Source organism: Bacillus sp. J41TS8 (assembly GCF_018333035.1).
Classification (GTDB): domain Bacteria; phylum Bacillota; class Bacilli; order Bacillales; family Bacillaceae; genus Bacillus; species Bacillus paralicheniformis.
Genome location: NZ_BORF01000013.1, coordinates 49,473 through 62,842, shown reverse-complemented (window position 1 = coordinate 62,842; position 13,370 = coordinate 49,473). Strand labels below are relative to the sequence as shown.

Here is a 13,370-nt window from a genome sequence, read left to right as displayed (position 1 = left end):
AAGAAATACTACTACTACTATTATTACTACTATTATCCATGCTATAAGAAGTATGATTATGACTATGACTACAAGAAGTTTGACCACTTTGATCACTGCAAAAAGAAAAAACACTATGAATACTGGGAAGTAAACGCCATCCTCTACGGATGGATGACTTCCACTCTTTTTTTACTCCCAAGGGACCGGGATCCTTTGGGAGCTTTTTTATGCCATGTCAGACAGGACATAATGATACAGCAGCTTTGCCGTCTGCTCCAAGGACGACTGATGCGTCCTTTCAAACGCGTGGGATGCGTCAATTCCCGGGCCGATCAGCCCGTGGACGATATCATGGCCCGCTCTGATGGCTGCTGAAGCATCTGAGCCGTAGTACGGGTAAATATCAAGCTTATACTCGATTCCGTATGTTTCACAAAGAGCGGTCAGACGCTTGCGAAGCCCGTAGTGATATGGCCCGCTGGCATCCTTCACACAAATGGATACCGTATATTCGTCGGTTGACTGCCCATCGCCGATCGCTCCCATATCAACAGCCAAATATTCCACCGTTTCAGGCGGGATATTGGAGTTGCCGCCATAACCGATTTCTTCATTGTTGGAAATTAAAAAATGTGTTGTGTAAGGCAGTGTCATCCCTTCTGTGTTGATCGTTCTGATCAGCTCAATAAGGAGGGCGACGCTTGCTTTATCATCAAGATGACGCGATTTGATAAACCCGCTCGGTGTGATCTCAACGCGCGGGTCGAAGGAGATAAAATCACCGACATTGATGCCGAGTGCCCGGGTTTCTTCTTCACTGCGGACCGGTTCGTCAATGCGGACCTCCATATTCTTCTGGTTCCGCTCGGCTTTTCCGGCGTCTTTGTAAACATGCACTGATGTCTGATGCATTAAGATCGTGCCGGTGTAAGTTTTCCCTGATGCTGTTTCAATTTTGCAATACTCGCCTTCAATCGAGTTGTAATTGAACCCCCCGATTAAGTCAATTTTCAGCCTTCCGTTCGGCTTAATCTCTTTCACCATCGCTCCGAGGGTATCGACATGAGCGGTGAGCATCCGGTGCCGGGCTTTGTCGCGGCCCGGTATCGTCGCGATCAGGCCGCCCTTACGGTTAAACTTTGTTTCGACTCCTTCTTCCTGTAATAGGCGATTGATATAGTCTATGATGTCATACGTATTTCCGGTAGGGCTCGGGATGGAGACGAGCTCCTTGATGAGCTCCAGCGTTTTCTGTCCTGACATTGTTCATTCCTCCCAACTTGTGATGTTTATAGTATACATCAGATCAATATTTTAGTACCAGATACTAATACTAGGTGTTATAATAAAAAAAAGGAGAGTGAACTTCATGAAAACTTTATCAAAAGCGCGAATTTCCGCCATCGGCACCTATGTTCCCGAAAAGCGCATGACAAACAAAGACTTTGAAAAAATCGTCGATACTTCTGATGAATGGATCGTTCAGCGGACAGGAATGAAAGAAAGGCGAATCGCAGGAAGTCACGAATTCACATCAGATCTTTGCATAAAGGCCGTTGAAAATCTACAAAGCAGATACAACGGCACGCTGGACGATATTGACATGATCATCGTCTCTACCACAACGGCGGACTATGCTTTTCCAAGCACGGCATGCCAGGTTCAGGAGCACTTCGGATGGAAAGAAGTCGGCGCGGTGGATGTAAATGCGACTTGCGCGGGATTAACATACGGATTGCATATCGCCAACGGCCTGATCACTTCCGGACTGCATAAAAAAATTCTTGTGATCAGCGGTGAAACCTTATCCAAAACAACCGACTACACAGACCGCGCGTCTTGCATCTTGTTCGGCGACGGCGCGGGCGCCCTGCTTGTCGAACGGGACGACAATTCCCCAAGCTTTATTACTTTTACCCAGGATACGAAAGGTGACGGAGCCCGCCATTTATACAGAACCGGCTTGCGCAGCGACCTTAAAGGGGAGCCGCTCTCAGGTGAAGGAAAAATGGTTCAAAACGGCCGCGAAGTGTATAAATGGGCGGTCAGATCCATTCCCGAAGGCGTCAAAAAGCTGCTTATCCAAGCTGAAATGGAGCTGAAAGATATCGATTGGTTCGTCCCGCACAGCGCGAATTTGCGAATGGTCGAATCAATTTGCGAAAAAACCGGAATTTCACTCGAAAAAGCGCTGACGAGCGTCGAATGGTTTGGCAACACCTCATCCGTATCAATCGTTCTCGCCCTTGATGAAGCCGTCAAAAACGGAAAGTTGAAAGAGGGCGATAACTTGATTCTGTTCGGTTTCGGCGGGGGTCTTACATATACGGGACTGATTGTAAAATGGGGCGCGCCAGCTTCCTGATTTCAAAAAAAACATCTTTTCTTGCCCTTGCCGGGCTTGAAAAGATGTTTTTCTTTTATGCGTGCTGCTCTTCAACTTTTCCTTTTCTCAGCAGCACTTTAAAATAAATCAGCGTCAAGGCCATCATGACGATCGCAACACCGCCGAGCACGGCAGCCTGCTCCCACATATACGCGTAGTCTCCGCTTGAAATCACCGCTCTGTATCCCGCAATGCTGTAGGTCATCGGCAGTGCGGAATGGATGACTTGGAAGAACTTAGGAACAAGTGCAAGAGGGAATGTTCCTCCGCTTCCTCCAAGCTGAAGCACGAGCAGAATGACGGCAATGAAACGTCCCGGATTTCCCATGGTCGCAGCCAAAAATTGAATGATCGCAAGACATGTAATGCTCATGATCATACTGAACACATAAAATCTCCAGACGCTTTGCACTTCAAGCCCGATGCCAGAGAGAATGATCGTGCAGGCGATCGCCGCTTGAAGAATCCCCACTGCAAAAAGTACGCTGAATTTGCTCATAAACCAGCCGAAAGCTGATTCAGGCCGGACGGCCGGCTCTTTCACATCAAAGACGACGGTGATCATTAATGCACCGACAAATAAGCCGAGCGACAAAATATACGGGGTTAATCCTGTTCCGTAGTTGGAAACCGGATCGATTTTATCGCCTTTCACATCGACGGGATCTGAGAACATATTGTAGTTTTCGTCTCCCGCTTGAATATCGCCGGTCTGATCGGCAGCGTCAGACAGCTTGTCAAACAGCTCCCCGCTTCCGTCAGACAGCTTGCCAAGACCTTCATCAAGAGATTTAGCCCCTTCTGCAAGCTTGGAAGAACCGTCTTTCAGTTTATCAGCCGCGCTTTGCAGATCGCCGAACTTCCCGACTAACGTCTGGCTGCCTTCGGCGATTTTGGATGATCCGCTTTTCGCCACCGCGAATTTTTCGTTGTAAGCACCCAAACCGTTTGTCAGCGCATCGAGCCCTTGCTGAATCTTTTGCGATCCTTTATAAAGCTTGTTCACATCCGAAGGAACTCGCTTCAATTCCTCAAGCTTCTGTTTCAGCCCGGATAAATCGGGAAGTTCGCTTACATCGGGAATTTGCGCTTTCAACTTGTCAAACTCAGGCAGCTTCACCGTTCCCATTTTTTCATCGACTTGTTTCATAAGCGCGGCTTTCTGTTCTTGTGTCAGCATGTTGCTGGATTCAATAATTTGTTTGACTTCACTATGCTGGTTTTTCAATGCCGCTTCAAGCTCATCAATATTTTTTGAAATCTGACTGATTTCTTTTTTCGCCTTTTCGGCGTTTGAAAGTGCCGTTTCAAGCTGCTGAATCTTTTCATTTGAAATCGCTTCTTCGAGTTTGCTTATCATCTGCGCTTTTTCATTCATCTGCTCCAATCCCGCCACAATCTGAGGCATGCCTTGTTGGAGCTGTTGAGCACCGCTGTGCAGCTGGCCGCTTTTTTCCAAAAATTGCGCAAGCCCTGAATCAAGCTCATGAATTTTGTCGTTCAGCGTATTGAATGCTGTGCCGAACTTCTCCATTCCGTCTTTGTTGAACTGAATTTGGCTTTTTGCGAGCTTTTCAAGGTTCTTTTTCAGCGTTTCGCTTCCTTCTTTCGCATCTTTCAGTCCTTTATCCAGTTTTCCGGCTCCTTCGCTGGCTTCACCGAGACCTTTTGCGATTTTGCCGAAATTGTCAAAGATGACTTCAGCATATTGCTGCGTGATTTCAGAACCGACTGAATGCTGAAGCTGTTCAATCGCTTTATCGCTGATCTGGGCGCCGACATAGTTTCGACCGGCGTTTGTATGATAAATCAGATTCAGCTTTTTCGGATGTTTATCCATCACCGTGCTGGCATCTTTCGAAAAGTATTCAGGAATTTCTACAACCATGTAGTATTCCTCATTTTGCAAGCCTCTCAGCGCTTTTTCCTTCGTCGTAAAATGCCAGTCGAATTTATCGTTTTTTTTCAGTTCTTTGACAAGGTCGTCGCCGATGTGAAGGTCTTTTCCTTCATATGTCGTTCCCTTGTCGGAATTCACAACCGCTACGGGGAGCTGATCGACGTTTCCGTATGGGTCCCAGTACGCCGCCAAAAATATGCTGCTGTAAATCAGCGGTATAAAGAGAACCCCGATCACGGATATCAGTAGTTTTTTATTGGTTATCAGTTCTCTCCACTGGTTTTTGAAAACATTCATGTTGATACGCCTCCTAGTTAGTAGCCGCTCTCTATGCGGATAAGCACCCCTTTAAACAAAGAAAGGACAATCTAACGAGATAATCCTTTTAAAATATACATTTTCAGCATCTCTGCCAACTCTTCATCTTTCAGCGGTTCATGGTTTTTTTCCCAGTCAAAGATGAGCGCGATGTAAAGCTTGAAGATGACAAACGCGTTCAGCTCGGGGTCACACGGTCTAATATCGTCATTTTTAATCGCTTCTTTAATCTTTCTCTTAATATAGCTGATGACCATGCGTTCCAGCTTTTCAATCACTTCGCGGGCCGCCGGTGTGCCGAGCTCCGCACCTTCCTGAAAGATCTTAATGGTCAGCTGGTGCTTCTTTCTGTACTCCAATATCGCCATCATCGCGCGATGGGCATTTTCGTGAAAAGGCAGATCAGGATCAATCGCTTGATCAGCCGTTTGCTTCATCTCAATCAGAAGCGAAGAAAAAATGTCGTCGAACAGTTCCTCTTTATTCTTGAAAAAAGTATAAATCGTACCTTTGCCGACATTGGCAAGCTTCGCCACCAGATCCATCGTCGTCGCTTTGTAGCCGAATTGTGTAAACGATTTTGTCGCCGCTTCTAAAATCAGTGCTTTTCGATCTTTGCTCACGGTTTCTCACCCCGAAATTGACTATTTGAACATTTTGGTCAGTAAGTACAAAAAGTAATGTAACACACCTGAATATAAAATGCAATAATTTAAATGTTATCTTTTCCATAAACAAACTTTAAAATGATGAAAGCTGTAAAAAGAGTGAAATAAAAAAAGCCGCCGAATGGATTCGGACAGCTTTATTTGCTCTTCTTTATTCGAAAAGGTGTGAGAGTACATCGGCTACGGCCTGCTTGCCTTGGTCGATGCAATCCGGAATGCCGACCCCTTCAAAAGAGGCCCCCGTCATGAAAACGCCCGGATATGACGCCTGTAACCCTTCCCTGATCTCTTTCATTCTTTTCTTATGGCCGACATGGTATTGCGGCATCGCTTCATGCCATCTTGTGATGCAGGTCATTTCCGGCTCGCCGTCGATCTTCATAATCCGCCTTAAATCGTCGAGGACGATTTTCACCATTTCGTTATCTGACTGTTCGACAACGGACTCATCGCCGGCTTTCCCCACATAAGCTCTTAACAGAACTTTTCCTTCAGGCGTTGTGCTCGGCCATTTTTTGTTTGTCCAAGTACACGCCGTAATCGAAAAGTCGCTGTTCCTTGAAATGACAAAGCCTGTTCCTTGATGCTCCATTTGGACGGCTTCTTCCGGAAATCCGAGCGCCACATTGGCGACAGATGTTGACACCATATCTTCTAAACCCTTCAGCCAATCCGCTTTTGGAAACATCGCGGCAGCTGCTTTATGGGGAGCGGTGACCACGGCCGAATCAGCGTGAAGCACCTTGCCGTTGTCAAGTTTCATGCTGTAGCCCGAGCCCGCGCGCTCAATGCTGACGACCTTTGTGCCTTTATAAACCTTTGTGATATCGAGCTGCTTTTCCAGTTCTTCAACAATCGTCTGCAGGCCGGTTTTCACCGTCTGGAACTGGCCTTTCTTTTTGTTCGCAGGCTTTTTGGCGCTCTGGGCGCCGCGCGATTTTTTCATCCCGATGATCAAGCTTCTGTACTTCTGTTCTGTCTGGTAGAATTGCGGGAAAGTTGACATCAGACTGAGGCGGTCAATGTCCCCGGCATAAATGCCTGACAAAAGCGGTTCGATCAGGTTCTCCACCACTTCACCGCCGACACGCCTTCTGAAAAATTCTCCGAGCGACTGGTCTTCCTGCGGCTTGCTCGCTGGAAGCAGCAAATCCATTCCGGCTCTCAACTTCCCCGGCAAGGAAAACAAGCCGGTTGTCAGAAAAGGTCCGATTTTTGTCGGCACCCCCATCACAGCTCCTTCCGGAATCGGATAGAGCGTTTCGCTGACAAGAACATAAGACTGGCCTGTCGCGTTGTTCACGAGCAAGTGCTCCAGCCCGAGATCCTTCACGAGCTGAGGTGCGCTTTGCTTCCGTTCCAAAAATGAATCCGGCCCCCGTTCAATCACATAGCCGTCTTTGTGTACCGTCTGTATCTTTCCGCCCAGTCTCGGACTTGCTTCAACAAGCGTGACTTCGGCCGGGAGATCGTTCTTTTTGATTTCCTTCTCCAAGTAGAAGGCGGCGGCCAATCCGGTAATACCGCCGCCGATGATGACAATCTGCCTGCGTTCTCCACTCATTTACAATCGCCTTCTTTACTGTTCTTTCTCCAATTGTTTTAATACAACATCTGCTAAAGCATCGATAAACTCATGTTTTGCGTTAGGCATTTCAGGTCTGTAATAGCTTGCTCCGATATCGTCTGTGACGACTTTGCATTCATATTCGTTGTCATAAAGAACTTCCAAATGGTCAGCTACGAAGCCGACGGGAGCATAAACAAAAGCGCTGTACCCTTTTTGCTCTGACAAGTCACGGGTCAAATCCTGAACATCCGGCCCAAGCCACGGATCAGGGGTGTTTCCTTCGCTTTGCCAGCCGACGGCGTAATCTTTTACACCCGCTGCTTCGGCAATCAGCTTCGCTGATTCTTTAAGCTGTTCAGGGTATGGATCACCCATTTCGACGATCTTTTCGGGAAGGCTGTGCGCCGATACAATCAAGACGGCGTTTTCCCTTTCTTCCGAAGGCATTTCGTCATAGATTTTTCTCACTTGATCCGCCCAATATGCGATGAATTTCGGCTCATCATACCAGCTGTTGATCGATGTGATCGACAATCCGCCGAGCTTTTCAGCCTCGTCTTTCGCCCGCTTGTTGTACGACTGTACGCTGAAGGTGGAGAAATGGGGCGCAAGCACGATGCTGACGGCTTCTGTAATCCCGTCTTTATGCATCTCCTGAACGGCATCCTCGATGAAAGGTTCGATGTGTTTGAGACCGATATATGACTTGAATACCACATCATCCTGAAGCTCGTTTAAGCGTTTTTCCAGCTGCTTCGTCTGCTCTTCCGTGATCTTTGCAAGCGGAGAAATTCCGCCGATCGCCTTATAGCGGTCTTTTAAGTCCTGAAGCATGTCAGGCTCAGGCTTCCTGCCTCTTCTGATGTGTGTATAATAACGTTCAATGTCTTCCTCTTTGTACGGCGTCCCATACGCCATCACAAGAAGCCCCATTTTCTTTTTACCCAACGTGAACACCTCTTTAAAGATCATGATCTATACGTATTTTGACAGTTTATATTGAAAAGACCAACTGAAATGCTCATGTCATCAGGCTCGATTTTTTTGAGGCGGAATACTCATGAACAAATGCCGTCAATTTTTTCAGTGTGTCAGGACTCACTTCGGGAAAAATCCCGTGACCGAGGTTGAAAATAAACCGGTCCGTCTGCATGCCCTGATCGAGAATGGCTTTCGTCCTCTCTTCAATGACTTCCCACGGGGCGAGGAGGATCGAAGGATCCAAATTCCCCTGAAGCGTTTTTGTCAGCCCTTTATCCCTGGCTTCCTGCACGCTCATCCGCCAGTCCAACCCGACGACGTCAAGGTCAAGATCGTGCCATTCAGTCGCGAGGTGGCTTGCGCCGACCCCGAACATTATCAGCGGCACGCCTTCTTTTTTCAGCTCTTTGAAAAGAATGTCCATCGTCGGCTTGATATAGCGGCAGTAATCACCGACATTCAACGCGCCGACCCAGGAATCGAACACTTGAATGGCTTTGGCGCCGGCGCGGATTTGGGCTTTGACGTATACAGCCGCCATCTTCCCGAGCTTTTTCATCAAGAGGTCCCATGCAGCAGGCTGGCTGTACATAAACGCTTTTGTTTTATTGTAGTTTTTGGACGGGCCGCCTTCGATCATATAGCTGGCCAGTGTAAACGGCGCCCCAGTAAAACCGATCAGCGGAACGTTCAGCTGTTCTTCTGTCAAGAGCCTGATCGTCTCCAGCACATATGGTATATGCTCCTCCGGCTCGAGTTCGCCGAGTTTTTCAACATCTGTGAGAGATGTGATCGGCTGATCGATGACAGGACCGATGCCGTTTTTAATTTCGACGTCAACGCCAATACCTGGAAGCGGTGTCATTATGTCTTTATAAAGTATTGCCGCATCGACACCGTACTGTTCGACGGGGAGCCTTGTCACGTAAGCGCACAGTTCGGGCTGATGCGTAATTTCGAACAGTCCGTATTTTTCCTTGAGCGCTCTGTACTCAGGCTGTGATCTTCCAGCCTGCCTCATGTACCATACCGGTACATGGGCGGCTTTTTCTCCTCGGCACGCTTTTAAGAATGTGTCATTAAAAGCCTTGTCGTTTTTCATCATGATATCCACCTTTCAAGCTGCAACCATACGTTCGCAAAATTACTCCTTCCAATATACCGTTTTTTTATTGAACGGTATACTCATGAGACTTATTGTTCAAGAAATTGATGAATTTCGGGTACCTAATGACCCGAAGGAAACACTTTCGGTTCGATATAATCAGTCCCTTTCCCCTCTGTTTTCGTCTGCGGATTGTACGGAACAATTTTATAGGAAGCATTGGAAAAGATGTTTGCATAAGGGATTGAATAGCTTCCTTTCCCCTTAACCGTATCAATGAGCGTTTCTTTTCCGTTTTTCCTTTCATATATTCGGTATTCAACCCTTTTATCCTCTTGTTCATGCCATTTTAATGACACCGTAATCAGCCCCATCGGCGTAAAGGAATAGTCTGCTTTAACACTTTCCAAATCTTCGAGGCGGATCGGCCTGTCCAGATCTTTTACACCTTCAGGCGCCTTAAATCGTTCAGGCTTATGGTTGGAGCGTTTTAAAATGTCTTTAAACAGCCTTGTCGGATAAGCGCTGCCGCCTTTTAAATAATGGGATTCATCCGTTTTATCGTAGCCCATCCAGACAGCTCCCGTCACTTCGGGCGTATACCCCGCAAACCAGGCATCTTTTGTTCCGCCCTCTTTTCCGGTATACGTGGTCGAGCCCGTTTTTCCTGCAATCTCTCCGGAAAAATCACCGGCTTTTCCCGTTCCGCTTTTCACGACCTCCTCTAGCATTCGCGTCATGTTCCAAGCGGTTTGTTTGCTGAATACCTTTTCTGATTTTTCCTCGCGGCGGAATATGACATCCCCGTTTTCGTCCGTGATTTTTTTAATAAAGAACGGCTCGGTGTATTGTCCTGAATTTGCAAAGGTCCGGTATGCCCCGGCAATCTCAAGCGGCGACACTCCTTTCTCTAAGCCGCCCAGCCCCAATGCCAGGCCCTCATCCGGCACGTTCATGCCCAAGCGGCTGAGATAAGGCTTCACCGTTTCGATTCCGATCTCATTTAGCGTCCATACGGCAGGCGCGTTTTTGCTGTAGGTCAGCGCATCCACCATAGAGACCTTGCCCTCGTACTGGCCGTCATAATTTTTCGGCGAGTAGCCGCCGTACGAAAGCTGTTTATCTTCAAGCATGGAGTACGGCTTAAACCGCTTTTCTTCAAGAGCGGGGCCGTAAACGGCAAGCGGTTTAAAAGTCGAACCCGGCTGACGCGGGGCTGTTGCCCTGTTGTAGCCTTTCGGAGCGTATTCCCGACCTCCGAGAGCGGCCACTACGCCGCCTGTCCGGTTATCGATAAAAACGGCGCTCCCTTCAGCTTTATTGTCTGTTCCGGGAAAATAGCCGTCCTGCTTCATCAGCGTGTAAGCCGCTTTTTGTATCGAAACGTCGAGCGGAACACTGATTGTGTATCCGCCTTGAAGAAGCTGTTCACTCGAAATCGAATATTTGTCTTCCGCTTCTTTCATGACCAGATCAATATAGCTGTCAAGCCACGGATTTTTTGATTTTTCTTTCACGTGGAGGCCCAATGTGCTGCCTTGGGCTCTGACGGTTTCCTTTGAGCTGATATATCCCTGCTCGTTCATCATGCCGAGAATGACATTGCGTCGCTCACGACTTTTTTCCGGATTGAGAATGGGCGAATACGTGGACGGCGCTTTAGGAATGGAAGCCAACACCGCTCCCTCACTGACCGTCAAGTCTTTCACATCTTTGCTAAAAAAGTAGTTTGCAGCCGCCTGGATTCCATAGACGCCGTGCCCGAAATAAAGCTGGTTCAAATACATTTCCAAAAGCTTGTCTTTGCTGTAGTCCCGCTCCAAGTTGATCGCGATTATGACTTCTTTCGTTTTTCTTAAAAACGTTTTGTCGTGTGTCAAAAAAGTGTTTTTTGCGAGCTGCTGGGTGATCGTACTTCCACCTTCCACTTTTCCTCCCGCTAATATATCTTTATAGACCGCACGGCTCACGGATTTAAAATCGATGCCGTGGTGCTCATAAAAGCGCTTGTCTTCAACCGCGATAAAGGCATTTTTTACGCCGTCCGGCACCTCGGCAATTGAAATAGGTCTTCTGTTTTCAGTATAGAGGCTTGTGACTTCTTCTCCATTTTGGTCGACGATTTTAGAAGAAGCATGGAAAATCAGTTTCTTTTCATCAATCACATAATCCCCCAGAAACAAAATCGTAATATATCCGATTAACGATAAAAGGAATATCGCCGCTGTAATGATGATTGGAATGAAAAATCTCTTTCTCATATGGGTCACCTCATTCCTTTCTATAGCTAGTATGGGAATTTTTTCTTCAAATTATGTTGCAGCATTTATAGCGGGTAATAGATAGAATTTTAAATCGTCCTTTTGTTATACTATCAAAAAGGGGTGATAAAATTGAATTTTTACATTACATACGGAACTGTCGAGTTTTTAAAAAAGCTCGCCAAACAGCACGGTCTTGAAAACATGTTATTTATGAAAAGCCACGATTCCGCCATTCTCTTTCACGAAACCGACGGAGAAAGCGTCTTTCATTCTCCTCACCGCTACGAAATCATCGATCAGTCGGGAACTTTGGAACATTCCGGATTCGCCGTCCTCAACAACATCCCTGTCACACCGGAAGGAAGACCGCTTTTCGAAACCCGTTTTAAAAACAGAGCCGGAAAAATCGAAAATCAGCCTGGCTTTAAAGCCCTCAGGGTGCTGAGGCCGAAAGACAGCGATACGTATATCGTACTGACGCTGTGGGACACAGAACAGTCGTTTCAGGACTGGAAAAGCTCCAAATCGTTCGGCGAAGCCCATCAAAAGAAGGAATCTTCAGCTGGAATCAACCAAGGCGGAACGATTTTTTCCCGCCCATCCTATATTTCTTCGTATCATTCTGTCGAATAACTGCCTTTTAAGGCAGTTTTTTATTTCCGAGGAAATGAGCCCTTCCTTCACACTCTGACAGCCCAGGAATAAGCTGTATGAGGTTATGTTAACGGGGGGATCGGGAAATGGAAATTGAATTAACGTCCGTTCACTTTATATATTTGGGCTTTATCGCTGCAATTCTCGCATTTATGCTTCTTCGTCTTGATACCACCTTTATATCGCTTGCCGGGGTTTTTTTCATTTCATTAGCGGCGACCCATTCTGCCATTGCCTCTGTGATGGGCCTGTTCAACAGCTTAATCTACGCCGCCGGAGAACTTCTCCCGACCATTTTCATCATCTGCTTTACCGTTTCGATGAGCGAACTGCTGGCAAAGACCGGCGTTAATGAAGCAATGGTCACTCCGATCGCCAAATGGATGAAAGGTCCTGCCTTGGCCTACTGGATCACCGGAGCTTTAATGTTTATCATTTCTTCATTTTTTTGGCCCTCCCCGGCTGTCGCATTGATCGGCGCCGTCCTCCTGCCTGCCGCGCTGAAAGCCGGCCTCTCCCCGATAGCGGTAGCGTGCGCCATGAATTTGTTCGGCCACGGTTTCGCTCTATCAGGCGATTATATCATCCAGGCGGCGCCTAAATTGACCGGAGATGCAGCCGGACTGTCCGTTGCAGAAGTGATGTCTGCAAGCGTTCCGCTCGTCCTGATCATGGGCTTTTCGACAACGGCGGCAGCCTTTTTTATGCTCAGGAAAGAGAAAGACAATCAAGCAGCCGCAAACAGTGAGCGGCGGCAAAGCGAGCCTGAATGGCTTCTTCCCCCAGCCCCAAGAAAATGGCTCGCACTGATGATTCCGGTCATTTTTTTAGGGGATATCGCCGCGATGCTGATCTTGGAATTGCAAGGAGACGAAGCGACGGCGCTTGTCGGAGGAACAGCTGTCTTCGTCATGATTCTCATTCATTTTATCGTCCACAAACACCGTCGTCTTGAGAAAATCACCGGTTATTTCATTCGCGGATTTCAGTTCGGCTTTAAAGTGTTTGCCCCCGTCATTCCGATCGCCGCCTTTTTTTACTTGGGCGACGCGGGTTTCGAAAAAGTACTGACAGCCGAGATACCCGGTTTTTCTAATAGGATCGTGCAGGACCTCGGTTCAGCTTTTGCCCACAGCGTCCCGCTCTCTCCAGAACTCGCCGCAGTGGCGCTCACTGTCACGGGAGCGGTGACCGGTCTTGACGGCTCCGGTTTTTCAGGAATATCTCTAGCCGGATCAGCTGCTTCGATGTTTGCTGCGGCTGTTGACGGCAACCCGGCCGTTCTGACCGCACTCGGCCAAATCTCAGCCATTTGGGTCGGCGGCGGTACGCTTGTGCCATGGGCGCTCATTCCGGTAGCAGCGATTTGTAAAGTGGACCCGTTCGATCTTGCCAGAAAAAACTTTATTCCTGTAGCAGCCGGATTAACTGTCACAACGATTGCCGCCATTTTTCTTCTATAAAACGTGACAGCAAGGTTGAACAGCGGCTTCAGTTGTCATAAAATTATAAAAACTTGTCATTCCTAAAAGGAGGAATTTT

General features: G+C 47.5%; 10 protein-coding genes. 3 read left to right on the top strand and 7 right to left on the bottom strand.

Features of this window, described 5'->3' with window-relative positions:
• Positions 1-207 precede the first annotated feature (207 nt).
• The gene (locus KI350_RS16980; protein ID WP_016886430.1) at positions 208-1,245 is read right to left on the bottom strand and encodes a M42 family metallopeptidase; all 1,038 of its coding nucleotides are present in this window, start codon (positions 1,243-1,245) and stop codon (positions 208-210) included.
• 106 nt (positions 1,246-1,351) lie between these two features.
• Between KI350_RS16980 and KI350_RS16975 the strand changes: the two genes are divergently transcribed.
• Positions 1,352-2,347 (top strand): ketoacyl-ACP synthase III, encoded by a 996-nt coding sequence (locus KI350_RS16975; RefSeq protein WP_023856568.1) that lies wholly within the window; start codon positions 1,352-1,354, stop codon positions 2,345-2,347.
• 55 nt (positions 2,348-2,402) lie between these two features.
• Here the strand turns inward: KI350_RS16975 and KI350_RS16970 are convergent, their stop codons facing one another.
• The 6 genes from KI350_RS16970 to KI350_RS16945 form a co-directional block, all read right to left on the bottom strand.
• Positions 2,403-4,565 carry a YhgE/Pip domain-containing protein gene (locus KI350_RS16970; RefSeq protein ID WP_065643329.1) on the bottom strand — a complete coding sequence of 721 codons (2,163 nt, stop codon included), beginning with the start codon at positions 4,563-4,565 and terminating at the stop codon, positions 2,403-2,405.
• Positions 4,566-4,636: 71 nt separating this feature from the next.
• Complete coding sequence (locus tag KI350_RS16965; RefSeq protein WP_003180287.1) at positions 4,637-5,209, bottom strand: TetR/AcrR family transcriptional regulator; 573 nt, start codon at positions 5,207-5,209, stop codon at positions 4,637-4,639.
• Positions 5,210-5,405: 196 nt separating this feature from the next.
• A complete protein-coding gene (gene hemY / locus KI350_RS16960; RefSeq protein ID WP_023856566.1) occupies positions 5,406-6,818 on the bottom strand; it encodes a protoporphyrinogen oxidase in 1,413 nt (470 codons plus the stop codon).
• Positions 6,819-6,833: 15 nt separating this feature from the next.
• Positions 6,834-7,772 (bottom strand): ferrochelatase, encoded by a 939-nt coding sequence (gene hemH, locus KI350_RS16955; protein ID WP_212930541.1) that lies wholly within the window; start codon positions 7,770-7,772, stop codon positions 6,834-6,836.
• 73 nt (positions 7,773-7,845) lie between these two features.
• The gene (gene hemE / locus KI350_RS16950) at positions 7,846-8,907 is read right to left on the bottom strand and encodes a uroporphyrinogen decarboxylase (RefSeq protein ID WP_023856564.1); all 1,062 of its coding nucleotides are present in this window, start codon (positions 8,905-8,907) and stop codon (positions 7,846-7,848) included.
• 125 nt (positions 8,908-9,032) lie between these two features.
• Positions 9,033-11,171 carry a transglycosylase domain-containing protein gene (locus tag KI350_RS16945; protein WP_023856563.1) on the bottom strand — a complete coding sequence of 713 codons (2,139 nt, stop codon included), beginning with the start codon at positions 11,169-11,171 and terminating at the stop codon, positions 9,033-9,035.
• A 132-nt stretch (positions 11,172-11,303) separates the two neighbouring features.
• Here KI350_RS16945 and KI350_RS16940 point away from each other — a divergent pair, with 132 nt between their 5' ends.
• Positions 11,304-11,807 carry an antibiotic biosynthesis monooxygenase family protein gene (locus KI350_RS16940; RefSeq protein ID WP_023856562.1) on the top strand — a complete coding sequence of 168 codons (504 nt, stop codon included), beginning with the start codon at positions 11,304-11,306 and terminating at the stop codon, positions 11,805-11,807.
• Between the two features lie 107 nt (positions 11,808-11,914).
• Positions 11,915-13,291, top strand: a complete 1,377-nt coding sequence (locus KI350_RS16935) for a membrane protein (RefSeq protein ID WP_023856561.1) — start codon at positions 11,915-11,917, stop codon at positions 13,289-13,291.
• Positions 13,292-13,370: the final 79 nt, after the last annotated feature.